The 23,244-nt window shown below is 71.0% G+C and carries 22 protein-coding genes; 8 read left to right on the plus strand and 14 right to left on the minus strand.

Annotated features, from left to right (window positions below; genetic code table 11):
* Positions 1-34 precede the first annotated feature (34 nt).
* Positions 35-1,369 (plus strand): alpha/beta hydrolase, encoded by a 1,335-nt coding sequence (locus STRCI_RS39435; protein WP_269663814.1) that lies wholly within the window; start codon positions 35-37, stop codon positions 1,367-1,369.
* A 508-nt stretch (positions 1,370-1,877) separates the two neighbouring features.
* On the opposite strand, the gene STRCI_RS39440 is transcribed toward STRCI_RS39435, so the two are convergent.
* Positions 1,878-2,078: a hypothetical protein gene (locus STRCI_RS39440; RefSeq protein WP_269663815.1), complete on the minus strand. Its 201-nt coding sequence runs from the start codon at positions 2,076-2,078 to the stop codon at positions 1,878-1,880.
* A 203-nt stretch (positions 2,079-2,281) separates the two neighbouring features.
* Here STRCI_RS39440 and STRCI_RS39445 point away from each other — a divergent pair, with 203 nt between their 5' ends.
* From STRCI_RS39445 to cyaB, 3 genes are read left to right on the plus strand one after another with little or no spacing between them, the layout of a single operon-like run.
* Positions 2,282-2,686, plus strand: coding sequence for a helix-turn-helix domain-containing protein (locus STRCI_RS39445; protein WP_269663816.1), 405 nt, complete (start codon positions 2,282-2,284; stop codon positions 2,684-2,686).
* A complete protein-coding gene (locus tag STRCI_RS39450; RefSeq protein WP_269663817.1) occupies positions 2,683-3,093 on the plus strand; it encodes a hypothetical protein in 411 nt (136 codons plus the stop codon). Before STRCI_RS39445 ends, STRCI_RS39450 begins: the two co-directional genes overlap by 4 nt.
* Positions 3,094-3,110: 17 nt before the next feature.
* Positions 3,111-3,668: a class IV adenylate cyclase gene (cyaB, locus tag STRCI_RS39455; protein ID WP_269663818.1), complete on the plus strand. Its 558-nt coding sequence runs from the start codon at positions 3,111-3,113 to the stop codon at positions 3,666-3,668.
* 204 nt (positions 3,669-3,872) lie between these two features.
* Here cyaB and STRCI_RS39460 read toward each other — a convergent pair whose 3' ends face one another.
* The 6 genes from STRCI_RS39460 to STRCI_RS39485 form a co-directional block, all read right to left on the minus strand.
* The gene (locus tag STRCI_RS39460) at positions 3,873-4,322 is read right to left on the minus strand and encodes an SRPBCC family protein (protein WP_269663819.1); all 450 of its coding nucleotides are present in this window, start codon (positions 4,320-4,322) and stop codon (positions 3,873-3,875) included.
* Between the two features lie 72 nt (positions 4,323-4,394).
* On the minus strand, positions 4,395-4,895 hold the full coding sequence (locus STRCI_RS39465) for a DinB family protein (RefSeq protein ID WP_269663820.1): 501 nt from the start codon (positions 4,893-4,895) through the stop codon (positions 4,395-4,397).
* A 37-nt stretch (positions 4,896-4,932) separates the two neighbouring features.
* A complete protein-coding gene (locus STRCI_RS39470; protein ID WP_269663821.1) occupies positions 4,933-5,559 on the minus strand; it encodes an SAM-dependent methyltransferase in 627 nt (208 codons plus the stop codon).
* A 108-nt stretch (positions 5,560-5,667) separates the two neighbouring features.
* Positions 5,668-6,840 (minus strand): FIST signal transduction protein, encoded by a 1,173-nt coding sequence (locus STRCI_RS39475; RefSeq protein ID WP_269663822.1) that lies wholly within the window; start codon positions 6,838-6,840, stop codon positions 5,668-5,670.
* Complete coding sequence (locus STRCI_RS39480; protein ID WP_269663823.1) at positions 6,837-7,640, minus strand: globin family protein; 804 nt, start codon at positions 7,638-7,640, stop codon at positions 6,837-6,839. Before STRCI_RS39480 ends, STRCI_RS39475 begins: the two co-directional genes overlap by 4 nt.
* Before the next feature lie 203 nt (positions 7,641-7,843).
* A complete protein-coding gene (locus STRCI_RS39485) occupies positions 7,844-9,577 on the minus strand; it encodes a sigma-54-dependent Fis family transcriptional regulator (RefSeq protein WP_269663824.1) in 1,734 nt (577 codons plus the stop codon).
* A 340-nt stretch (positions 9,578-9,917) separates the two neighbouring features.
* On the opposite strand from STRCI_RS39485, the gene STRCI_RS39490 reads away from it, so the two are divergent.
* Positions 9,918-10,301, plus strand: a complete 384-nt coding sequence (locus STRCI_RS39490; protein WP_269663825.1) for a DUF485 domain-containing protein — start codon at positions 9,918-9,920, stop codon at positions 10,299-10,301.
* The gene (locus tag STRCI_RS39495) at positions 10,298-11,890 is read left to right on the plus strand and encodes a solute symporter family protein (RefSeq protein ID WP_272591603.1); all 1,593 of its coding nucleotides are present in this window, start codon (positions 10,298-10,300) and stop codon (positions 11,888-11,890) included. The genes STRCI_RS39490 and STRCI_RS39495 overlap by 4 nt, the downstream gene beginning before the upstream one ends.
* A gap of 67 nt (positions 11,891-11,957) precedes the next feature.
* On the opposite strand, the gene STRCI_RS39500 is transcribed toward STRCI_RS39495, so the two are convergent.
* Positions 11,958-13,259, minus strand: a complete 1,302-nt coding sequence (locus STRCI_RS39500; protein ID WP_269663826.1) for an MFS transporter — start codon at positions 13,257-13,259, stop codon at positions 11,958-11,960.
* Positions 13,260-13,615: 356 nt separating this feature from the next.
* Here STRCI_RS39500 and STRCI_RS39505 point away from each other — a divergent pair, with 356 nt between their 5' ends.
* The gene (locus tag STRCI_RS39505; RefSeq protein WP_269663827.1) at positions 13,616-14,050 is read left to right on the plus strand and encodes a zinc ribbon domain-containing protein; all 435 of its coding nucleotides are present in this window, start codon (positions 13,616-13,618) and stop codon (positions 14,048-14,050) included.
* A 79-nt stretch (positions 14,051-14,129) separates the two neighbouring features.
* A complete protein-coding gene (locus tag STRCI_RS39510) occupies positions 14,130-16,526 on the plus strand; it encodes a SpoIIE family protein phosphatase (protein WP_269663828.1) in 2,397 nt (798 codons plus the stop codon).
* 176 nt (positions 16,527-16,702) lie between these two features.
* On the opposite strand, the gene STRCI_RS39515 is transcribed toward STRCI_RS39510, so the two are convergent.
* The 6 genes from STRCI_RS39515 to mmsB all read right to left on the minus strand — a co-directional run bounded on the left by STRCI_RS39515 (position 16,703) and on the right by mmsB (position 23,227).
* Positions 16,703-17,497, minus strand: a complete 795-nt coding sequence (locus STRCI_RS39515; RefSeq protein WP_269663829.1) for an ABC transporter ATP-binding protein — start codon at positions 17,495-17,497, stop codon at positions 16,703-16,705.
* Complete coding sequence (locus STRCI_RS39520; protein ID WP_269663830.1) at positions 17,494-17,910, minus strand: coenzyme B12-dependent isobutyryl CoA mutase small subunit; 417 nt, start codon at positions 17,908-17,910, stop codon at positions 17,494-17,496. The genes STRCI_RS39515 and STRCI_RS39520 overlap by 4 nt, the downstream gene beginning before the upstream one ends.
* Before the next feature lie 26 nt (positions 17,911-17,936).
* Positions 17,937-19,526, minus strand: coding sequence for an acyl-CoA mutase large subunit family protein (locus STRCI_RS39525; protein ID WP_269663831.1), 1,590 nt, complete (start codon positions 19,524-19,526; stop codon positions 17,937-17,939).
* 14 nt (positions 19,527-19,540) lie between these two features.
* Entirely contained in the window at positions 19,541-20,716 is a 1,176-nt protein-coding gene (locus STRCI_RS39530; protein WP_269663832.1) for a CaiB/BaiF CoA transferase family protein, read from the minus strand.
* Between the two features lie 3 nt (positions 20,717-20,719).
* A complete protein-coding gene (locus tag STRCI_RS39535; protein ID WP_269663833.1) occupies positions 20,720-22,213 on the minus strand; it encodes an aldehyde dehydrogenase family protein in 1,494 nt (497 codons plus the stop codon).
* 126 nt (positions 22,214-22,339) lie between these two features.
* Complete coding sequence (gene mmsB, locus STRCI_RS39540; protein ID WP_269663834.1) at positions 22,340-23,227, minus strand: 3-hydroxyisobutyrate dehydrogenase; 888 nt, start codon at positions 23,225-23,227, stop codon at positions 22,340-22,342.
* Between the last annotated feature and the right edge of the window lie 17 nt (positions 23,228-23,244).

Consider the following 23,244-nt stretch of genomic DNA (forward strand, 5'->3'; position numbering starts at 1 on the left):
TGAAACAGCGTTCTGAAACGGCTGGAGGTTCGCCATGCCCACACCCGTCATACGTCTGCTCCGCCTCACCGGACGCTTACTGCTGGCACTGACGGCCATCGCGGCGCTGATCGTCGTCTTCCTCGCACTGATCGCCCTCACGGACGGGGCAGGCGGGGGCCTTGCCGCATGGCTGACGACCCTTGGCGTCGGCGCGGGCCTCGCCATGTGGCGGGCGCGGCACCGCACTTGGCCGACCCGGCTCATCCCGTTCCTGCCGGTGGTCGTCGCGGCAGCGCTGACGGCCACGGTCTGCATCCCGACGGTCCCGACGACCCGTCAGTACCCGCCCGCTCTGCCCTTCGTGACCACGCAGCACTGGAACCTCTCCACAGGCAGCCGGGTAGCGGTGTACCACTACCGGCCCGCGAAGTCCGGCCCCCGGCATCCCGTCCCGCTCGTGTACCTGAACGGCGGACCGGTCCGCGGCATCTCGGTGCTCGACCACCGTTTCCTGCAACTCCTGGCACGCCAGGGCCACGACGTCTACGCCTATGAACAGGCCGGTGGCGGACGCAGCGACCTGCTCCCCATGGACCAGTACTCGATCTCCAGGTCGGTCCGAGACCTCGCCGCCTTCGTCGACCGCCTGGACAAGGGAAAGGTCGATATCCTCGGCTTCTCCGCGGGCGGCTCCGTGCTCACCCGGGCGTTGGCCGAACCACGCGTCGCCGCACGCATGAACCGGGCCATCATCGCCGAGCCCGGCCCCATGGACGGCCCCACCGCACACATCAGCGGGCACAAGGGCCGCGAATCCGCGCGCGGCCTCGCACCGGCCATGACCGGACCACGCTCGACGCACGTCCCCCGGTACGCCGTGGCCTTCGGCCTCATGCGCCTGGGACTCCTCACCCCCGACACCGGACTGATCGGCCAGGCCGAGGGCGACAACGCCTTCACCGCCGCCGACCTCGGCAGCGACACGGCATCCGCCTACTGCGCACGCGACGCCGACCGCATCCCGACCGAGGACACGGAACAGAACTTCTCCTTCAGCCCCGCCGCCAGCCTCCGCATCCAGCAGACGGTCAAGGACTCGCCCTCCATCGCCCCACAACTGAAGCGCTCCACAACCCCCACGATGCTGATGATCGCCGAGTGCTCATCCCAACTCCGCCAATGGGCAACCGCCATCCTCGCCCACGACCCCGCCGTCCAGCGCACGCAGTACATGCCCGAAGTCGGCCACCGCATCTGGAACGGCCTCGACGACAACAACGCCCGAGCCGCCGCCGTCATCACGGCGTTCCTCCAGGACAAGCCGGCCCCGCTGCCGAACTACCCGACCCGCGACGAGATCCCGGCCTTCCTGCGGGACCACAAATAGGGCCCGTGCATCCAGTCATCGGCAACGGTGTCCGGAGGTAACCACAACGAAGCCGCCCTGCCAGGTGCCTCAAGGCTCGTCGGCACTCAGGGGATTGCCCTGACACTGGATGCAAGGCTGTTGGCCAGAGCGTGGAGGTCCCTTGCTCATGTTGAGTCTGGTCCGGATGGCCGACCACCGTGATTAGGCCACAGCTCGGATGTTGGTCCAACTGAGCGGCATCTCGGCTGATTTGGGCATCTGTAGCCGACCGAAGGGGCTGGGGCTGTCCGCCCATGGCGGGGTACAGGGACAGCCAGCAGCCTGCTGTCGGACTACGGCGGGAACCGGCAGCAGAGGCCTAGCCGGACTCACAGGCTTCGGTGACAGCGGCAGTCGCAGCGCAACGTCATGGTGGGCGCCTCCCACGACGGGGCGCCCTCACGCTTGATGACCCGCGGACCGGCATACAGCCGGCACATGCTGCGCCGGCACTCCCCCGGCAACTCGGCCGTGGCGCGCTCGCGCTTCACAGTGGCAGGTCGGCAAGCGGTGTGAGGTTGTGCCTTCCGAGACACGGCGGGCAGGCGTACAGGCCCGCGCCGGGCCCGGAGCCCTGCTCGATCACGCGCACGAGGCGGACGCCCCGCGCGAAGTTCTTGTGCCAGGCACAGAACCCATAAGCGGTGGGGGTGTTGGCGGTGCCCGCGGACTGCGTACTCTCGGCCATGTCGACTCCCATCAGTCGGCCACGCCCGGGGCCGTTCGCGCGGCCGCCGGGGTGACTGTCCTGGCCAGCGTCCTGTGACTCCTGGTGTCGACTCGATCCCCTACCGGCAATCTCACCGTGGGTTGGAATCCCACCCCCGTCCGCGATACCGGGGGCTGCGCCATGGGGGCCGCGCTGGAGCCGATCGAACTGCCCGACTGGGCATGGGAACGCGCCGAGTACGCCAGGCCCTGAGAGACCGCGACATGGGCGCCGTGTTCCGGCACGCGCAGCAGTACGCCGGCGCCAGCCAGGCCCGTATCGCCACCGCCACGGGCATGACGCAGGCCCGCGTCTCCGAGCTCATGAGCGGCCGCTGTGAGGTGACGCGGCTGGACGTGTACGAGCGGATTGCCGACGGCCTCCACATGCCCGACGACGCCCGACACCTCCTCGGCCTGGCCGCGGGGCGGGAGAAGCGGGCAGGCGGGGCCGCGTTCGACCTGGCCACGTTCCCGGAAGTGGTGCGTGTGTACGCCGCGCAGAACTCGGCATCCGAGGAGATCCAGCAGCAGGCCCGCGCAGCCACGGAGTTAGACGTCCTCGCGGTTTCGGGGGTCTCGGGTTGATCGGCCTCAACGACAGCCTGCTGCGCGCCTGTCTGCCGCGCGAGCAGGGTGGCAAGGGCCTCCGTGTTCGGGTCGCGCTCCTCGACCCCGACAGCGACGCCCTGGCGCGCCGCGCGGCGGAGATCGGGGAGTCCGCCGAGTCCCTCGCCGGCGGTGTGCGGCTCACCGAGGCGCGGCTGCGGGAGCTCGCCGAGGTCGGCGATGTCGGCGTGTGGCGGTACCGGATGCTGCCGACGTGGCGACTCATCCGCGCCGACGGGACCATGTTCGTCGGCGCGTTCGACGCGGGGTGGGAAGGGCACGAGAGCGCGCTGTACAAGGTGATGGAGATGCCGCACGGCCCGCTGTACCGGGGCTTTAGGCGGATGTTCGAGGAAGTCATCGACGGCGCGGAGCGCACCATCTGACGAGGAGGGAACCGCAGGTGATCGAGGCGGAGTTGAAGGCGCGCGTGCACGCCCCCGAAGCTGTGATGCGGCAGCTGGACGAGCGAGCCACCGCTCGGGTCGAGGTGTACCGCGATACCTACTACGACCGGCTGGACGGCTCGCTGGAGAAGGCAGGCGAAGAACTGCGGGTACGGACCGTGCACGGCGTGGACGGCACGCGGACCGTGCTTACGCACAAGGGCGCTGCGGTTGACGCCGAGTCCGGGTCGAAGCCCGAGCACGAGGCCCGCGTCGAGGACGCCGACCAGGCGCACGCCATCCTCCGCGGGCTCGGTTATGCGGAGCTGATCGCGTTCGAGAAGCGGTGTCGGAACCATGACTTCACCGCGCACGGTCGGCAGATGCTCGCCACGCTCGTATGGGTGCCCGAGATTGACGGCACATTCCTGGAGGTCGAGACCCTGGTTGACGAGGACGATGTGTCCGCGGCCCTCGACGACATCCGCGCAGTGCTCGCCGAGTTGGGCATCGGCACGGCGGATCTGACCCTGGAGACGTACACGGGAGCAGTCGCGGCCCAACGGGCGGTCTGACCCAGGCTACGGTGCCCGGTCCTTGAGGGAGGGCCGGGGTGAGCGGCCGAAAGTAGTGAAGTTGGTTCGCGCTGGGCTTCCTCAAGCATTTGGTCCTTGGCCCTGACTTCCCGCACCAAATGTCACAGCAGGGACGTCCTCTGCAACGACGCGCCCGAAGATGTAGGACACCAGAGCCCCCGCAGCGTGCTCTGACGTGCAGCGTCAGCAAGTCGGCCTGCCTTCCTCGGCATAGCGTGCCAGTCCTTCCGCCATGCCCTGCATGAACTTCTGGAGATAGCGCGGCATGACCCAGCGCAGCAGCCAGCTCGTCCGGTACTCGCCGGACCAGGAGATGACTGTGCCTGAGTTGGATGTCGGCCTCAGTTCGATGCGCGCGTGGTAGTCGTGCAGCGAGGAGTTGAAAGCACCTTCGTAGGCCAAGAGGCGGCGCTCGACCTTCTCGGTGAGCCGTTCCCCGGTCACGCTGCGGCCCGTCCGGAAGGCCCGGACGGCACCGATGCCGTCGTCGCCGCCTGGGTCGAGGCCCACCGACCGTGCCGTGTCCAGGCTGTCGACCTTTGACCACAGCGGCCAACTGGCGGCGTCGACCAGCAGCTTCCAGACATCCTCCGGAGAGGCGCTGGTGGTCACCGTGACGTGGTACGTGGGCATGGTGGAACCTCCTACGTGGTGAGCGCGACGGCGTGAGTTCTGAGGGCTTGACCGATATGAGCTGACCGTAGATCAACGGCCGGTGACGCCGTCAATCAATTCGCGGAGGATGTCCGCGTGCCCCGCGTGACGGCCGGTCTCCTCGATCATGTGGGTGAGGGCCCAGCGGGTGGTGGGAGCGGGGCGGTTCGACTCCGGGCGGGGGAGTGGTGCGCCGAGGTCGGTGCACTTGTCGAGCACCTGGTTCGCGCGCTGCACCGCGTCCCGATAGTGGGCCACGACATCGGCCACGCTGTCCGTGGGCGCGGGCTGGAAGGTCGCCTTCCAGTTGGTGATGTCGTCCCCGAGGAACAACGCCCGCTCGACGAAGGTCAGATGGTTGAGCAGGCCGAGCAGGTTCGTGCCCGACGACACCGCGGCTGTGCGCACCTGTGGTTCGGGAGCGCCGTCGACCTTCGCGGCGATCGACGTCCGGAGGTAGTCGAGGAATCCGCGCAGGACCTCGGCCTCGCTGTTCGCGGTGCGGGGCGGTGGGGTGTCGCGGCGGCGGTTGCGGTGAGTGGAGCTGGGCATGAGGGGGCTCCTTGCCTTCGCAGGACGGGCCGCGGATTCAGGCGGTGCGGCGGATCAGGAGGATGTGGTCGGTGACCTCGGCGGTGCGCCCGCCCGGGCCTGTCGCGATCCGCTGTGGTGTGTCGGCCCGTTCGACGGTCCACGTGGCCGGGTCCAGAGCGATGTCCGCGGCGACCTCCCACGGGCTCGGATAGTGGATGTCGGGGTCCTGGTTCCAAGACCACGGCGCGGCCGAGCCGTGGTCGACGACCAGCAGCCGTCCGCCTGTGCGCAGTGCGTGCGCCGCCGTGCGCAGGACTGCTGCCCGGTTCAGGTCGTAGGGGGTGTGCAGGTAGTGGGCGCAGATCAGCTCGAACTCGCCGGACGGGAAGGACTTCTGCAAGTCGTGCCGCAACGCGGTGACGCGCTCGTTCAAGCCGTGTGCGCGGGCGAGGTTGGCGAGCCGCTCGACCGCCACGGCGGAGATGTCGGTGGCTGTGACGCGCCACTGCTGGCGGGCGAGCCACAGCGCGTCTCCGCCGTCGCCGCATCCCAGGTCCAGCGCGTCACCGGGCGGCAGGCCCGCCACCGTCTCGGTGAGGCGGACGTTCGGCTGAGGGGCGTCGCCTATCGCTCGGTCCGCGTAGATGCCGTCCCAGAACGAGGCCGCTTGGGTTGTGCTCATCGGGGGCTCCTTGTGTCGGCAGGCCCTCAGTCTTGCGAGCCGCCCGGAGCGTCGGCACGGAATCTTGCCGTTATGGCAAATGAGCGGGAAGGCACGTGACCCGGCGGCTCAGCACAACCGGCCGGCGGAGGAACCGAACACCACCCCCGTCAATGTCTGGTTCACATGGCCCAGCCAGCTCTCGCCGTAGGTATGGAAACCGGCGGTGGGGATCCCGTCGAGGGCGGTGGGGAATGCGGGGGAGAGGCCCTTGGCGTCCATCTCCAGGCGCCGGAACCCGCAGTTGAACAGCACGGCACCGGCGGCCCCGCCGAGGTCCAGACGCGCCCGGCGCAGCACGGCACGGGTGTCGGTCAGCAGGTCGCCCGAGCGCATGATCTCCACCTCCATGCCGGGCATGATCTGTGCCCAGAAGTGCAGGCCGCCGCCCGGGGCGACCGCCTGGGGTGTCCGGATCCAGGGGTGGTTGTCGATCATCAGCCCCACCGGGCGGTCCATGAAGACGTCGACGTCCAGTGCTGTCACCGCGAGGCCGACCGCGTCGGCGTAGGCCTCGGCGGCCGGGCGTCCGTCGAACTCGTGGACCAGCCGCGAGGCGGGGTCGGCGCGGGTCACCCGGAGCACCTGGCCCGTCGGGGTGAAGGAACACGTCTTGACGACCCGGTACGGCGCCGCGCTGCGGCACACCATCAGCGCCACACCCTCGTACGACACGTCCGCGCCCACAGCCACCCAGGTGGACCGGAGAGCGAAGTCGTCCCCGGCCGAGCCGCCGACGAAGTCGAGCAGCGGCGCCGCGTTGCCCAGCATGTCGTTGACCTCCTCCTCGGCGCCGCGCACACCGTCGATCAGTACGAACCCCACGTGCCGGGCCGTGTCGAGGTGACGCAACTGGCTGTGGGTGAGTCGTTCCAGGGCGCCGAGCGCGGCCGCCGTGCCCCGGCCGGGATCCTCACCCAGGTCGCCCAGCGCCGCCGCTGCGTGCGTGACCACGTCGTCCGGCAGTACGACCGCCGAGATGCCGCCCGTGCCGTTGCGCAGGTCGGTGAACTCTCCGGCCGTGGAGCATCCGATCGCCACCGTGTGGGGGAAGTGGGCGGCGATGGCCGGGGCGAGCACGGTGGGGTCGTAGGAGCTGGAGGCGAAGTAGAGCAGCGCGGTGGCGCCGCGTCCCGTCAGGCCGCGTTCGAGCTCGGTGACCAGTCGGGTGACCGCCCTGTGGACGGGGCCGGTGGCGTGGGCGCGGACGACGCCGGAGCGCGGGGGTGAGGTGTGGTTCATCGGTTCGCCTTGCCGAAGAGTTGTCTGCACCGCCGCAGCAGGCCGTCGGCCGGGGCGGTGGGTGGGGTGGCCGGTGCGGCAGGGGGCTTCTCGGCACCGGGACCGGAGGGGGAGGGTGCCGTGCGGTGCCGGTACGGTCCGGTCAGCAACGGGGTTACGGAGGGCAGCGAGTAGCCCAGCACGAGCAGGATGTCGAGCACGTTGCGCACCACCGCCGGGTCGGCGTTCTGGTCCGGGCGTGGGTTGCGCAGGTCCGCTCCGGTGCGCAGGGCGACCCGGGTACAGATCGCGGCCAGGGAGGACTCCTCGCCCGGGAAGAGCCGGGCGCGCAACTCCGCGAGCACGGCTCCCAGTGACGCCGAGGGCGTGCCTTCGGCACCCGCCGGATCCGGTACGTCCGGACCGGACTTGGCCTGCGCGGCTTGCGAGCCAGAGGCCAGACTGCCGCTGAGCCACGTGTAGTAGGCCACCCAGTGGGAGCTGAGTGCCGACCCCCAGTCCTCCCCGTGAAGCGCGTGCGCGGCGTCCAGCAGAGCACGGCCGCACGGGCGGTACCAGACCACCGGGAAGCCCAACTGCCGGTGGGAGGCGCCGATCCGGCCCAGGGTCGCTTCGACCACCTCGGGGGTGTCCTGGGTGAGCGCCGCCCACAGCACCGAGCGCACCAGGCTGTCGCAGAGCGGCCGCCCGCCGTGCGGGGTGAGCTTGCGTATCTCCGGCAGGATCTCGGCCAGAGAGGCGTAGTAGTGCTCGGCGAACTCGCCCTCCCTGCGGAAGAGCAACTGGCACGAGAACTGCACCGAGCGCAGGATCTCGGCGGACGGCCGAACCGGTCGGCGAGCGTGCGGCGGTGAGTGGGAGGCGTCGATCACACCGGTTTCCAAAGGGAGCGGGCGAGCTGGCGGACCCGTACGGCGGGTTCAAGAACAGGAGGGGAGAACTGTGCACCACCCGGCGCCCCGGTAACTGTCGCAATGTGAGACAACCCATCCGTCTGCATCCGTCAGCATCCGTCAGCGTGGGCACGGACACCGGTGCCCCCGGTCCGGGACGCCGTCACCGTGTCCGTGTCGTCGATGCCCAGGGCCCGTATGCGCCGGTAGAGGGTGGCACGGCTCATCCCTAGCCTCCGCGCGGCGTGCACCTTGTTGCCGGAACAACCGCGCAGGGCGGCGAGGATCGTCTCGTACTCGGCACGCTCCACCAGACTCAGGTGCCTTGTCCGTGCCGCCTCCCGCAGCATCGGGGGCAGGTCCGCGCGGGTGATGTCCCCCGCCGACCGGTGCTCCAGTACCTGCCGCAGCACCTCGCGCAGTTCATGCAGGTTGCCGGGCCAGGGATGGGCGGCCAGCGCCTCCAGCGCCTGCGGGGTGAACCGCACCCGCGCCTCCGGATACAGGCGATGGACGAACGACCGCACCAGGGACGGGATTTCCTCGCGGCGCGCCCGCAGCGGGGGCAGCTCGATCCGCGCCAGGCAGCGCGCGGCCAGCGCGGCGTGCTCGGGTGCGAGATCCGCGAGCGGGGCACTGGTCAGCACGGTCCAGACCCGCTCGGCCGACAGCAGCCGCGCGACCTGGGCGACCAGGGGCGGTGACAGCAGATGTACGTCCTCCACCACGACGACCTCGGGGCTCTCGGCCGCGACCTGCCGGACCAGGTCCACGGCGTCCGCGCGCAGCAACTCCACCGTGTCCCACCGACGTACGACCTGCCCCTCGGCCAGCGTCGCCACGGTGGTCGAGCGCCCGGTGCCGGGCTCCCCGCAGACCAGCACAGGCCGGCGGGACCCTCGGTGACCGGCGATGTCCCCGGCCGCCTCCACCCGGATCCAGCCCATGCGCTCGCCGGCGCGCGGCACCCGCGGCCGGGGGCTCGCCTCGTCCGTGAGCTCGGCCAGCACCCCGCCGGTCCCCGGCACCGCCCGCAGGGTCACGCTCACCGATCGCCCGGAGGACAGCTCGACCTCCCGCCGGACGGAATGATCACGCGCCGGCAGGTCGGCGGCCAGGCCGCGCAGCACCGCGTGATCGCAGGGGTCCAGGAGTTCCATGGCCTTGGCGCTGGCCATGACGACCCCCTCCGCGAACGCGGCCACCGCACGCCGCCCGCCTGCCGCGGCCGTCTGGTAGGCGGCCAGCAGCCGCTGCTCGGCTTCTCGCGCACCCAGCAGCAGCTGGCTCTCGATCTCGCGGGCCGCGCGCGCGAGGAACGGGCCCAGCAGCGGATTGGCCAGGTGCGCGGGACAGCTGATGTCCAGCACACCCTCCAGTCGGCCCGTGACGCGGCTGATCAGCGGGTGGCCGTAGCAGGAGAAGCCCTTGAACGACTCGATGTAGTGCTCCTCACCGAGCACCGCGCACCCGCGCCGCAACTCGAAGGCCGTGGCGATGGAGTTGGTGCCGGTGGTCTCCTCCAGGAACAGGCTGCCGATGGCGATCCCCGCCCGGTCGAAGGCGGTTTCCAGCCGCCGCTCGCCGAACCGCCGCGCGATGATGCGTGCCCGGCTGTCGGCGAGCAGAATGCCGAATCCGGTGTCGGCCAGCTCCAGGGCCAGTTGGTCCAGCACCGGCGCGGCCGCGATCTGGAGCCTGCCGCGTCGGTCGATGTCCATGGACGCTTCCAGGCGCACTCCCGAGTCCGGCCGCAGCCCGCTCATCAGTGACCGCCGCCAGGACTGGGATATCTCCGGCCGGAGCCGGGCCGCGGTGATGAAAGAGTCGTCCGGATCTGCCATGCGTTCCTCCGCTCACGGTCCCGCCACCTCGCATTGTCACCGGATGCCGAGCTGCGAGAGCTGCTCCAGCCTCTCCAAACGGAGAGGGGGAAATCGGGGCGCGGCTGCGCACTCGGCACGGCCCGCGGACGTGAACCGCCTCTCCAAGAGGGGGTGTTGAGGGAAACAGGCGGCGTGAAGAATCGCGCTCCGCACCGAAGGCCGGTGGCTGGGCCGCGGGCCCACCCGACTCCGCCTCGGTGTCTTCTTCCTCGATTCCCTCATCCTCTCCAGCACGGGATCCCATGATCATCGACAAGGCATCCGCACCTGCCGTGACACCGGCCCGGAGGCGCGCCTCATGAGCTACGACGCATTTCAGCCCCGGTCGGCCTCGGCCCGGGACGACCTGGCCGCCCCCCGGCCCACGACGCCACCACCGCCCTCCTTCGCTCAGATTCAGGCCGGTCCGGCGATCGCGACACTGCGCGGGGCGCGTCGCCCCGCCGTCGCCGTCCTGGGCGCCGTCCTCGGGCTCTACCTGCTGAACCCCCTGCTCGCCGTCGGCGCGCCCGGTCTCGTGGCCGTCCGGCTGTTCGGCTCCGTCAACGTGGGCATGGCCCTGAGCCTGCTCCTCGGAGCGCTCAGCCTGACCGTGACGTACTGGCACGGGCGGCGTGCCCGCAGGTTCGATCCGTTGGCCGCCCAGGTCCGTGCCACCTTCGAGCGGGAGGAGGAGCGGTGACCGCGATCGAACGCCTGCCCGGTGGCGAGCACTCCTTCCCCGTCATCGCAGTCTTCATCGTCTTCGTCGTCCTCGCGATGTTCCTTGCACTGTGGCTCACGCCCGACCGGGACACCCCCAGCGACTACTTCGTCAGCGAACGGCGGCTGTCCGCCGTGCGCAACGGGTTCGCGATGTTCGGCGACTACGTCTCCGCCGCCACCCTCCTCGGCACGCCGGGCCTGATAGCGCTGACGGGCTACGACGGCATCGCCTATCTCACCGGTCCGGTCGTCGGATGTGTGATCCTCCTGTTCCTGGTCGCCGGACCGGTGCACAGCACGGGCCGGTTCACGCTCGGCGACTGCCTCGCCCAGCGGCTGAGACCGAGGCCGGTGTACACGGCGGCCAGCGTGTCCACGCTGGTGATCTGCCTGCTCTATCTGATCGTCCAGATGGTCGGCGCGGGGTCGATCGCGGCATCGATCCTCGGCATCCCCGGAGAACTGCCTCGTACGGCCGTCGTCTGCGCCCTCGGCTTCCTGATGATCATGTACGTGCTGATCGGCGGGATGCGCGCGACCACCGCGATGCAGATGATCAAGGCCGTGCTGCTGCTGGGCACGCTGGGGGCACTGGTCGTCTGGGTGCTGGGCCGCTTCGGTTTCGACCCGAGCGCCCTGCTCACGGCCGCGGCCGGGACGAGCGACCGCGGCGCGGACTTCCTGCGTCCGGGCGGGTACTTCGCGGGCGACACCGGCGGCCTCGACCTGCTCAGCCTGGAGCTGGCCATGGCGCTGGGGACCGCGGGACTGCCACATCTGCTGATGCGGCTGGGAGCGGTGCCCACGGCGGCGAAGGCCCGCAAGTCGGTACGGCTGATGACATGGCTGACCGGCGGGGCGTGCCTGATGGCGGGCGTGCTGGGCTTCGGCGCGGCCGCCCTGGTGGGCGGGCAGAGCATCGCGGCCGACAGCCCTGCGGGCAACACGGCCGTGCCCCTGCTGGCGGAGGTGCTCGGCGGCCCGCCGCTGGTCTCCATCGTCTCGTGCGTGGCATTCGCGACGATCCTCGCCGTGGTCGCCGGCGTCACGCTGGCCGCAGCGACGTCACTGAGCCACGACCTCTACGTGACGGTGCTCAAGCGCGGGGTCGCCTCGGAGAAGCGCGAGGTCCTCGTCGCCCGGCTCGCGGTCGTGGTCATCGGCGTGACCGCGACCGCGCTGTCCCTGTACGCCCAGAACGTCAACATCTCCTTCCTCGCGGGACTGGCCTTCGCCCTCGCGGCCTCCGCCAACCTGCCCGCGCTCGTCTACAGCATCTACTGGCCGCGGTTCACCACCAGGGGCGCCACCTGGAGCATCTACGGCGGCCTGGCCTCCTCGGTACTGCTGGTGGTGCTGTCCCCGGACCTGACCGGCTCCCCGACCGCGCTCCTGCCGGAGCTGGACATCGCCGTGTTCCCGCTGCACAACCCCGCCCTGGTCTCCGTGCCGATCGCCTTCCTCCTCGGCTGGCTCGGCTCGGTGCGTGACACCCGCGAGGCCGGCGGGGCGCGGTACGCGGAGGCGGAGGTGCGTGTCCTGACCGGCGCCCCCGGCCGGGACTGACCGCCACAGCCAAATGAAGAGCGGCCGCCATGGAAGCCATGGCGGCCGCTCTGTCGCTCAGGGGAGGTCAGCTCGCCGTCAGGGACGGCTCGTCATCGGCGTCGACCGTGGCCTGCGGCTGAGGCTCCGACTCCTGCCGGTAGGTCTCACTGAGCACCAGCACACACACGCAGGAGATCGCCGCGGCCGCGACCAGGAAGCCCGCCACGGGCACGAACGAGTCGTACTTCGCCTCCAGCCAGGTCGCGATGATCGGCGTGAAGGCGCCGCCCAGCATGATGCCGAGCTGGTAGCCGAGCGAGGCGCCGGAGTAGCGCACCCGGGCGGAGAAGAGTTCCGAGAAGAAGGCCGCCTGCGGGCCGTACATCGTGGCGAACAGCAGCTGCCCGACGACCAGGGCCAGGGTGACCAGCGGCCACTGCTCGGTGTTCATCAGCAGGAAGGCGGGGTACGCCCACAGTCCCATGCCGGCCGCGCCGGCCAGGTACACCTTGCGGCGCCCGACGCGGTCGGAGAGGGCTCCGAAGGCCATCAGCGCGGGGACCTGGAGTGCGGCGCCGACGAGGACCGCGTTGAGCAGGGTGCTCTTCGGCATGCCGAGGACCGTGGTGCCGTACGCCAGCATGTAGGTGACGAAGAGATAGAAGCCCGCGCCGACGACGACAACCGCCCCGGCCGCCAGCAGCACGTTCTTGGGGTGCTTGCGCAGTACCTCGACGATCGGGGAACGGGAGGTGCCGGACTCCTCGCGGTCCTCGCGTGCTTCCTGGCTGTCGGCGGTCTCCTCAAGCTTGAACTGGGCGAAGAGCGCGACCAGGACCAGGGCGATGCTGCACAGGAACGGCACCCGCCAGCCCCACGAGGTGAACTGCTGTTCGTCGAGCGTGGACGTGATGACGAGGAAGACCAGGCTGGACAGCATCAGCCCGGCCGGCACTCCCAGCTGCGCGAAACTGCCGTACAGGCCACGCCGCCCCCGCGGGGCGTTCTCGGTGGCGATCAGCACGGCTCCGCCCCACTGGCCGCCCACGGCGATGCCCTGCAGCAGGCGCAGGACGACGAGCAGCACGGGGGCGGCCGGACCGATGACGTCGTACGTCGGCAGCAGCCCGATCAGCGTCGTGGAGCCGCCCATCAGGAACAGGGCCGTCACCAGCGCGGGCTTGCGGCCCACCCGGTCGCCGAAGTGCCCGAAGACGATCCCGCCCAGCGGACGCGCCACGAATCCGATGGCGAACGTCATGAAAGCCAGCAGGGTGCCGACCAGAGGGTCGGATGCCGGGAAGAACAAGGTGTTGAAGACCAGCGCGGCGGCCGTTCCGTAAATGAAGAAGTCGAACCATTCGATGGCCGATCCGGCGCTGCTCACCGTGATGATTTTGGCGAGCGAGGTCGATTTCCCGGCGGCGCGGGAAGGGGGCTGGTGCATTATGCGACTCCGAACTGGGTGAGACGACGGGCTCGTCGCCTCTTTTCGGCGGGGGGTACGTCGAAGATGGAGTGTCGTGGGCCACAGCAACACCTCCAGTTGGAGAGGGAGGCCACTGGGCGGACCCTTGGCACGCCGTGCCGCTCCGCTCGAATTCAAAAAGGCGATCCATGGCCTACTGCCCTCTCCAACTGGGGGAACTCCGACCTTTCGATCCGGAACGGAGTGCCATACGTTGCTCCCCTCCTTCGTGTCCGCAGAAGGCGGGTCTCGAAATTCCGAAGGGAGCTGGCATCGTGTATTACGCGGGAGCGGTCAGAAACGCGCCGGTGTCGCGGGGTGAGGCGTCCGACGAGGAGTGGGGCGGCCCCGAGCTGTTCTTCCTGCGCTGCACCTGGTGCGGTACCGCCACCATCCGCCGGGCCGTGTGCCCGGCCTGCTGGTCCTCCGAGCTGGTGACGGAACGCAGCGAGGGCGTGGGCGTGGTCGCGTCCCGCCGGTCCGCCCCCGTGGAGCAGGGCGCCCTGTGGCCCGTGCGGATGAAGGAGGGGTTCGTCGTACGGTGCCGGGTCGAAGGCCCGCCGCACGCCGTGCGTCCCGGGGTTCAGGTCCGGCTCGCCGGGTCGGCCATCTCGTTCGTCAGCCCCGGGGGCCGGGTCATCCGCCACGAACCCCTGGTCCGCCTCCGCGTCGACGTCCCCCTCGACGGCTGGATCCGCGACGCGGGTTGAGCCCCGGCCCGGGACGGGTCCACTCTGGAGGCAGAAGGCGTGGGGGCTGGTCGTACGACGCGGACGGCAGGGCCCGGACATGGCGCGGAACGAGAAGACGGGTGACGGCGCGGCGGCATCGCCCGCTGTGGTGTGCGTGGACGCGCGAGGCCGGGTGACCGCCTGGGCGTCGGGCGCGCAGCAGCTGCTGGGACACCGCCCCGACGACGTCATCGGACAGGCGTACCCCGACCTCTTCGACGGGCCGATGCCGGACGCACTCGGCCACGCCCTCGCCGAGGGGCACGGGTGGAGCGGCCGCGTCGCACTGCGGCACCGGGACGGACGGCGCGTGGACGGCGAGGTGTACGCCGCACCCGTGCGCGACGCCGCCGGGGACACCTCATGGGTGGTGCTGATCGACGCGGCGCACGACGACGGGACGACGGCGCTCATGGGCGCGGCGCTCGACCAACTGCCCCTCGCAATAGGCGTGTTCGACCAGGACAACCGTATGGTGGGCGCCAACCGCGAGGCGTACCGGGCCATGGCGGTACGAGCCGAGGACGTACTCGGCCGCCGACTGGGCGAGGCCGGATTCGCGCCGCCCTACCGCCGCCTGGAACAACTGTCGGCCGAGGTGTTGCGCACCGGGGAAGCGGTCCGGGTACGCATCTCCGACCGTGCCCGGGACGAGGGCCGAGGACGCGTCTACGCCGATTTCGTCTCTCCCGTGAGAGACGCCGACGGCCAGGTGTGCGGTACCTCCATCGCCGCCCTGGACATCACCGAACAGGACCTGGCCCGGCGCAGGCTCGCCCTGATGAGCGCGGCCGGACTGGGTGTGGGAACCACGCTGGACGTCATCCGGACCGCGCAGGAACTGGCCGATGTGGCCGCTGAGCGGTTCGCCGACTACGTGGGCGTCGACCTGCTCGACAGCGTGGTCCGCGGCCTGCCGCCGGAACCGGCGGGCGCGCGTGCCACCGCGACCTACCTCAGGATCGCCCAGCAGTCGGTGCTGGACGGCTGCCCGGAATCGGCGATCCCGCTCGGACAGCCGGACCGCATCGGCCGGGACTCGCCCATGGAGCTGGCACTCAGCACCGGGCGCGCCCTGCGGCACCGCATCCAGGATCCCGACATGGCGCGATGGCTCGCCCGGGAACCCGCCCGCGCCGAGCGTGCCCGGGACTTCGGGATCCACTCGTACCTGGTGGCACCCCTGCTCGCCCGGGGCACCACCCTCGGTCTGGTGATCTTCCTGCGGCACCGCACACCCGAGCCGTTCGACGTGGACGACCTGCACCTGGCCGCCGAACTCGCCGCACGGGCCGCCCTGGCCATCGACAACGCGCGCCAGTACACCCTGCAACGCAACACCGCCCTCACCCTCCAGCACAGCCTGCTGCCCCGGCACACCCCTCGGCAGTCGGCCGTGGACCTCGCCTTCCGGTATGTGCCGGGCAGCTCCCAGGCCGGAGTGAGCGGTGACTGGTTCGACGCGATCCCGCTGCCCGGCGCGCGCGTCGCCCTGGTCGTCGGTGACGTCGTCGGCCACGGGGTGCATGCCTCGGCCGCCATGGGCCGGCTGCGCACGGCGGTCCGCACCCTCGCCGACCTCGACCTCCCGCCCGAGGAGCTCCTCACCCACCTGGACGACCTCGTGCTGCGGACCGATCCCGAGCAGGAAGCCCTGGGACCGACCCGCGCGGGCGAGGCCGGCGAGATGGGAGCCGGCTGCGTCTACGCCGTCTACGACCCGGTCGCGCGCACCTGCGCGATGGCCCGCGCCGGACACCCCGGCCCGGCCGTCCTGCGGCCCGACGGCGCCCTCGACTTCCCCGACCTGCCCGCCGGACCGCCCCTGGGGCTCGGCGATCTGCCGTTCGAGTCGGCGGTACTGGACCTGCCGCCGGGCAGTCTGCTCGCCTTCTACACGGACGGCCTGGTCCGGGAAGTGGACGGCGAGATCGGGTTCGCCCCGCTGCGCCGCGCGCTCGCCGATCCGATGGCGTCGCTGGAGGAGATGTGCGACGCCGTCCTGGACGCCTGTTGCGTCGGCCCGCCCGCGGACGACGTCGCCCTGCTGATCGCCCGCACCCGCGCGCTCGACGACTCCCAGGTCGCGACCTGGGACATCGCCCCCGACCCGGCCGAGGTCGCCCGAGCCCGCAGCCTCGCGACCGGTCAACTCGGCCTGTGGGGACTGGAGGAGACGGCCTTCGTCACCGAACTCCTGGTCAGCGAACTGGTCACCAACGCCATCCGCTACGGCCGCCCGCCCATCAGTCTGCGGCTGATCCGAGACAGCGGCCTGGTGTGCGAGGTCTCCGACACGAGCAGCACCGCCCCTCATCTGCGCCGGGCCCGCACCTACGACGAGGGAGGCCGCGGCCTGCTCCTCGTCGCCCAGCTCAGTGAACGATGGGGCACTCGCCATTCGGCGAACGGCAAGACCATCTGGGCGCAGCAGCGGCTGACCGCCGCAGGGTGATCCGTCGGCGGCCGGTGATCCGTCGGCGGCCGCGGGACGGCAGAAGGCCGCGCCCCGGCTCCACAGGGAGGGGAAACGGATCGCCGGGGGAGGAAGCGATGCCGTTCGAGCCGGGGCGCGGCGGCTTGGAGGGGTGCTCGCTCAGCGAGCGGGCGCGGATCCGAGCGGGGTCGCGGTCACACCGTCCGCGCCGAGCGGGCGGCCCAACGGCCGGCGTTCCGCTCTACCTCGATGGGCCGCCCGAAGCAGGCCGAGAGCCGCGCTCCGGTGAGGACCTCGTCGACGGTGCCGCACGCCTGCACCCGGCCCTCCCGCAGCAGCAGCGCGTGGCCCGTGCTGCCGGGCAGCTCCTCCAGGTAGTGAGTGACGGTGACGGTCGCCAACTCCGGTCTGGTCAATGACAGTTCCCGCATGGCGTCGATCACGTCCTCCCGGGACGGCAGGTCCAGCGCGTTGTACGGCTCATCGAGCAGCAGCAGCGCCGGGGCGGACATCAGTGCCCGCGCGACGAGGACGCGGGCTCGCTGACCACCCGAGCACGCGCCGTACGGCCGATCGGCGAGGTCCTTGCAGTTCAGCTCGGACAGCAGCTCATGGGCCCGCTCGCGCGTCGCCGGGTCGTAGGCACGCCACAGCGGCTGCACGGTGCCGGTCGCCCCCGTGAGGACGACGGTGTGCGCTGTCGCGTTGTGCGGCACCTCCTGCATCGGTGACACGAAGCCGATACGAGTGCGCAGTTCGCGCAGGTCGACGCGGCCGATGCGGTGGCCCAGCACATCCACGGTGCCGCGGGTGGGGTGGCCCTGCGCGCCGAGGAGCCGCAGCAGGGTCGTCTTCCCGGCGCCGTTGGGCCCGAGCAGCGCCCAGTGCTCACCGGCGCGCACCCGCCAGTCGACGCCGTCCAGGACGACCTGACCGGCCGGGTGCCGCAGCACAGTGACGCCGGCCAGCTCGGCCAGGGCCGTGCTCATACGGCCACCCCGGCCCCGACGTGCGCCCTGACCCAGTCCACGACGCCATGGACGGGAGTGCCCGGTGTGAAGACGCGGGCCACGCCCATCCGCTCCAACTGGGCAATGTCCACCTCAGGGATGATCCCCCCGCCGAAGACCGTGATGTCGCAGGCGTCGCGCTGCTCCAGCAGCTCGATCACCCGGGCGAAGAGAGTGAGATGGGCGCCGGACAGGACGGACAGGCCGATCCCGGCGGCGTCCTCCTGGATCGCGGCCTCGACGATCTGCTCGGGCGACTGGTGCAGCCCCGTGTAGATCACCTCGAAGCCCGCGTCCCGCAGTGCCCGGGCGATCACCTTGGCCCCGCGGTCATGACCGTCCAGCCCGGGCTTGGCCACAACGACGCGGCAGGCAGGGGAAGTTGCAGACATGTGGGTCACCTGTTCCAGCGTTGCGGTCAGAAGGCGTCGATGGGGACGTAGATGCCCCACACCTCGCGCAGGGCGTTGCAGACTTCGCCGACGGTGGCGCGGGCGCGCAGGGCGTCCTTCATCGGGTAGAGGACGTTGTCGTCGCCCTCGGCGGCCTTCTTCAGGGCGGCCAGGGCGGTGTCGACGGCCTGCTGGTCGCGTTCGGCGCGGAGCTTGGCCAGGCGCTCGGCCTGCTGGGCCTCGATGGCGGGGTCCACCCGCAGCGGCTCGTAGGGCTCCTCCGCGTCCAGCTGGAAGCGGTTGACGCCGACGACGACCCGCTCGCCGGAGTCGGTCTCCTGGGCGATGCGGTAGGCGCTGCGCTCGATCTCGTTCTTCTGGAAGCCGTGCTCGATGGCGGTGACCGCGCCGCCGAGCTCCTCGACCTTGTGCATCAGCTCCAGCGCCGCCGCCTCGACCTCGTCGGTCATCTTCTCGATGACATAAGAGCCCGCGAACGGGTCGACCGTGGCGGTGACATCGGTCTCGTAGGCCAGCACCTGCTGGGTGCGCAGGGCCAGGCGGGCCGACTTGTCGGTGGGCAGCGCGATGGCCTCGTCGAAGGAGTTGGTGTGCAGCGACTGCGTGCCGCCCAGGACCGCGGCCAGGCCCTGGACCGCGACCCGGACCAGGTTCACCTCGGGCTGCTGGGCGGTCAGCTGGACGCCCGCGGTCTGCGTGTGGAAGCGCAGCATCAGCGACTTGGGGTTCTTCGCGCCGAACTCGTCCCGCATCACCCGCGCCCAGATCCGGCGGGCCGCACGGAACTTGGCGACCTCCTCCAGGATCGTCGTACGGGCCACGAAGAAGAACGACAGCCGCGGGGCGAAGTCGTCGACGTCCATGCCCGCCGCGACCGCCGTACGGACGTACTCGATGCCGTCCGCCAGGGTGAACGCGATCTCCTGCGCGGGCGAGGCACCCGCCTCCGCCATGTGGTAGCCGGAGATCGAGATGGTGTTCCACTTCGGGATCTCGGCCCGGCAGTACTTGAAGATGTCGGCGATCAGACGCAGCGACGGCTTCGGCGGGAAGATGTACGTCCCGCGCGCGATGTACTCCTTGAGCACATCGTTCTGGATCGTGCCGGTCAGCTGCGCGGCCGGCACGCCCTGCTCCTCGCCGACCAGCTGGTACATGAGCAGCAGCAGCGCAGCCGGCGCGTTGATGGTCATCGACGTGGAGACCTTGTCCAGCGGGATCCCGCCGAACAGCACCCGCATGTCCTCCACCGAGTCGATGGCCACGCCGACCTTGCCGACCTCGCCGTGCGCGATCGACGCATCGGAGTCATGACCCATCTGGGTGGGCAGGTCGAAGGCGACCGACAACCCCATCGTGCCGTTGGCGATCAGCTGCTTGTAACGGGCGTTGGACTCCGTCGCGGTACCGAAACCCGCGTACTGGCGCATCGTCCAGGGACGCCCGGTGTACATCGACGGGTACACACCCCGGGTGAAGGGATACGAGCCCGGCGCGCCGAGCTTCTCGGCCGCGTCCCAGCCCGCAAGGTCATCCGGTCCGTAGACCGGTTCGATGGGCAGTCCGGACTCCGACTCGCGTGGTGTCGCTGTCATGTGCGTTGCTTTCCTCAGCCGTCCAGGCCGTGCAGCCAGGCACGGACGCTCTCGTTGTGTTCGCCCAGGCGGGGCGGCGGACGGTGACCCGCGCGGCCCGAGTCGTCGAACCGGACGGCGGGGCCGGGGAGTTCGATGGTGCCGAGCGACGGGTGGTCCACCTCGATCACCAGGCCCTGGGAGCGGGTCTGGGGGCAGTCGTAGACCTGATCGAGGGTGCGGACCTCGCCGGCCGGGACCCCGGCCGCGTCCAGCAGGGCCAGCCAGTGTGCGGGCGGCTGCTCCAGGAGCTTCTTCTCGATGTCCGCGACGAGTTCGTCGCGACGGGCGACGCGCCGCGCGTTGCCGTCGTAGCGCGGGTCCGCGGTGTCCAGGCCGATGATCTCCGCGAACCGCGCCCACTGGGCGTCGTTGGCGGCCGCCACCTGGATCGCCCCGCCGTCACAGCGGAACAGCCCGTACGGGGCGATCGCCACATGATGGTTGCCGGCGGCCCGGCCCACCTCACCGGCCACGGTGTACCGGGTGCCCTGGAAGGCGTGGACGCCGACGATCGAGGCGAGCAGCGAGGTGCGGACCACCTTGCCGCGCCCGGTGCGTTCGCGCTCGAAGAGCGCGGTGAGCACGCCGTACGCGCCGTTCATGCCCGCCAGCACGTCCCCGATGGGTACGCCGACCTTGGTGGGGCTGTCGGGGTCCGGGCCGGTCAGGCTCATCAGCCCGGCCTCGCCCTGCGCTATCTGGTCGTAGCCGGCGCGGCCGCCCTGCGGCCCGTCGTGGCCGAAGCCGCTGATGGACAGGACGACCAGGCGCGGGTTGAGCTCGTGCAGGCGTGTCGTGGAGAAGCCGAGCCGGTCCATCACGCCCGGCCGGAAGTTCTCCACCAGGACGTCGGCGTGCCGGACCAGCCGGGTCAGCAGGTCGGCACCCTCGGGTGACTTCAGATCCGCGGTCACCGACTCCTTGTTGCGGTTGCAGGACAGGAAGTACGTCGACTCGGGCGCGTCCTCGGGTCCGACGAACGGGGGTCCCCAGCCGCGCGACTCGTCCCCGGTGCCGGGGGCCTCGACCTTGATGACCCGTGCGCCCATGTCGCCGAGCATCATCGCGGTCTGCGGCCCGGCCAGGGCACGGGACAGGTCGACGACGACCACTCCGGTCAGCGGGCCTGTGGTGGTGGCGGTGTTCATCGCTCAGCGCTCCAGGTGCACGGAGACGTGCTTGCGCTGGGTGTAGCTGTCGAGCATGCCCTCCAGGGAGAACTCCCGGCCGATGCCGCTCTGCTTGAATCCGCCGTACGACTGGCCCAGCACCTGGCCGCCGCCCTGGTTGACCTGGACCCAGCCGGCCTCCAGGGCGTGCGCGGTGCGCAGCGCGGCGCCCAGGTCGTGGGTCCAGACGAATCCGGCGAGGCCGTAGTGGGTGTCATTGGCCATCCGGAGCACCTCCGCCTCGTCGCGCCACGGGATCACGCACACCACCGGGCCGAAGATCTCCTCGGCCGCGATGCGCCAGGAGTTGGAGACGTTGGCGAAGACCGTGGGCCGGTGGAACCAGCCCTGGGCGAGCGGGCCCTCGGCGGGCGGCAGGCCGCCGAGCGCGAGATCCACGCCGGGCTGCTCGATGCCGTCGGCGATGTAGTCGCGGACCCGGTCGAACTGGCGGCCGTTGACGATGGTTCCCATGTCGCTGGCCTCGTCGAGGGGATCGCCGACGACCAGCTTGGACAGCCGGTCCACGAGCTTGTCGACGAAGGAGTCGAGGACGTGCTCGTGGACGAAGAGCCGGGATCCGGCGGTGCAGGACTGGCCCTGCCGGAAGAACCGCATCCCGCTGATGGTGCCGTCGACCACCCAGTCCTCGTCGGCGTCGGGGAAGACGATCTGCGGGCTCTTGCCGCCCAGTTCCAGCGACACGGGGACGATCCGCTCGGCGCCCTTCTCCATGACCCGGCGGCCCACGGCCGTGGAGCCGGTGAAGGACAGCTTGGCGACCGCGGGGTGCGAGGTGAGGGCCTCACCGGCCTCGGTGCCGTATCCGGTGATGACGTTCAGCACGCCCTCGGGCAGATACTCCTGGCAGATCCGCGCGACGGCCAGGACGGCCAGCGGGGCGTCCTCGGCCAGCTTCAGGACCAGGGTGTTGCCCGAGACGAGCGCCGGGGCGATCTTCAGCGCGGAGAGCATCAGCGGGGCGTTCCAGGGCACGATGGCGCCGACGACGCCGAGCGGCTCGCGCCGTGAGTAGTCCAGGACGAGGGAGTTGAGCGGGATGCTCTCGCCCTTGGTCTCACCGGCGACACCGGCGAAGTAGCGGAAGGCATCGACGACGAACTGCATCTCGCCGCGCGACTGGGTGCGGATCGCGTTGCCGTTCTCCAGGGACAGCAGCCGGGCGATGCGTTCCTGCTCGGGTTCCAGCGCGTCGGCGATCCTGCGGAAGAGGTCGCCGCGATCGCGTGGGCGCAGCTCCCGCCAGCCCGGGAAGGCGCGGGCGGCCGCGGTCACGGCTCGTTCGACGTCCTCGGCGCCGCCGCGCGGGACCCGGCCGAGGACCGTGCGGTCGCGCGGGCTCTCGACGTCGATCCACCGGCCGTCGGCGGCTTCGGTCCACTCACCGGCGATCAGCATGGGCGTGTCACCGACGTGGTGCTCGGACTGGGGAGCGGTGGTCTGCTGCGTGATCATGATGGTCCCTAGGAAGGTGGGGCGTGAGGGGCTGGTCGGCCCAGGGCCGACACCGCCGCCGCGGCGGCGAGGTGGAGGGGGATCGGCTGCCAGGAGCCGAAGAGGCGGAGCGGGGGGGCGGCCAGGTCAGTCGCGGCCGCGGATCTCGCGGATCACCGCGGAGGCGTCCAGGTGCCCCTCGGTGGCGGCCAGGGCGGCGAAGACGGTGTCGGCACCGCTGGACACCGGCAGGTCGACACCGGCTTCGGCGGCGGCGCCGAGCGCCAGCCGGAGGTCCTTGCTCATCAGGGCGGCGGCGAAGTTGGCGCGGTAGCCGTTGTCCGCGGCCGACCCCTCGACGAGACCGGGCCAGGGGCAGAAGTTGCGCAGGGCCCAGCTGTCGCCGGAGGAGGTGCTGACGATGTCGTAGAGGCTGTGGGCGTCCAGGCCCAGGCGCTCGGCGAGGACGAAAGCCTCGGCGACGGCCGTCATGGTCGTCCCGAACAGCATGTTGTTGCAGATCTTGGCGGCCTGGCCGGCGCCCGCGGCGCCGGTGTGGACGATGTTCGCCCCCATCGCCTCCAGGTAGGGACGGGCCAGCTCGAAGGCGTAGGGGGCGCCGCCGACCATGAAGGTCAGGGTGCCGGCCCTGGCCTTGGCGACCCCGCCGGACACCGGGGCGTCCACCACGGGCAGGCCGCGGTCGGTCAGCGCCGCGTGGACGGCGCGGGCGCTGTGGATGTCGATGGTCGAGGAGTCGATGACGAGGGTGCCGGCGCCGGCCTGAGCCAGGACGCCTTCCTCGCCGAGGACCACGTCCCGTACGTGCCGTCCCGTCGGCAGCATCGTGACCACGACCTCGGCCTTCGCCACCGCTTCCGCGACGGATACGGCGATGGTCACCCCGGCCTCGCGAGCGGCCGTGACGGCCTCGGGGGAGAGGTCGTAGCCGTGCACCTCGTGCCCGGCGGCCACGAGGTTGGCGGCCATGGGGCCGCCCATGTTGCCGAGACCGATGAATCCGATGGTGGTCATCCCGCTACCTCCTGGTG

This window comes from Streptomyces cinnabarinus (genome assembly GCF_027270315.1).
GTDB classification, from domain to species: domain Bacteria; phylum Actinomycetota; class Actinomycetes; order Streptomycetales; family Streptomycetaceae; genus Streptomyces; species Streptomyces cinnabarinus.

Coding starts and splice junctions, on each gene's coding strand:
- STRCI_RS39445 (WP_269663816.1), top strand. CDS start 2,282: ATGGGAACGCGCCGAGTACGCCAGGCCCTGAGAGACCGCGACATGGGC.
- STRCI_RS39475 (WP_269663822.1), bottom strand. CDS start 6,840: ATGAACCACACCTCACCCCCGCGCTCCGGCGTCGTCCGCGCCCACGCC.
- mmsB (WP_269663834.1), bottom strand. CDS start 23,227: ATGACCACCATCGGATTCATCGGTCTCGGCAACATGGGCGGCCCCATG.
- STRCI_RS39520 (WP_269663830.1), bottom strand. CDS start 17,910: ATGTCTGCAACTTCCCCTGCCTGCCGCGTCGTTGTGGCCAAGCCCGGG.
- STRCI_RS39535 (WP_269663833.1), bottom strand. CDS start 22,213: ATGATCACGCAGCAGACCACCGCTCCCCAGTCCGAGCACCACGTCGGT.
- STRCI_RS39470 (WP_269663821.1), bottom strand. CDS start 5,559: ATGAGCACAACCCAAGCGGCCTCGTTCTGGGACGGCATCTACGCGGAC.
- STRCI_RS39440 (WP_269663815.1), bottom strand. CDS start 2,078: ATGGCCGAGAGTACGCAGTCCGCGGGCACCGCCAACACCCCCACCGCT.
- STRCI_RS39460 (WP_269663819.1), bottom strand. CDS start 4,322: ATGCCCACGTACCACGTCACGGTGACCACCAGCGCCTCTCCGGAGGAT.
- STRCI_RS39485 (WP_269663824.1), bottom strand. CDS start 9,577: ATGGCAGATCCGGACGACTCTTTCATCACCGCGGCCCGGCTCCGGCCG.
- STRCI_RS39490 (WP_269663825.1), top strand. CDS start 9,918: ATGAGCTACGACGCATTTCAGCCCCGGTCGGCCTCGGCCCGGGACGAC.
- STRCI_RS39525 (WP_269663831.1), bottom strand. CDS start 19,526: ATGACAGCGACACCACGCGAGTCGGAGTCCGGACTGCCCATCGAACCG.
- STRCI_RS39465 (WP_269663820.1), bottom strand. CDS start 4,895: ATGCCCAGCTCCACTCACCGCAACCGCCGCCGCGACACCCCACCGCCC.
- STRCI_RS39435 (WP_269663814.1), top strand. CDS start 35: ATGCCCACACCCGTCATACGTCTGCTCCGCCTCACCGGACGCTTACTG.
- STRCI_RS39515 (WP_269663829.1), bottom strand. CDS start 17,497: ATGAGCACGGCCCTGGCCGAGCTGGCCGGCGTCACTGTGCTGCGGCAC.
- STRCI_RS39530 (WP_269663832.1), bottom strand. CDS start 20,716: ATGAACACCGCCACCACCACAGGCCCGCTGACCGGAGTGGTCGTCGTC.
- STRCI_RS39510 (WP_269663828.1), top strand. CDS start 14,130: ATGGCGCGGAACGAGAAGACGGGTGACGGCGCGGCGGCATCGCCCGCT.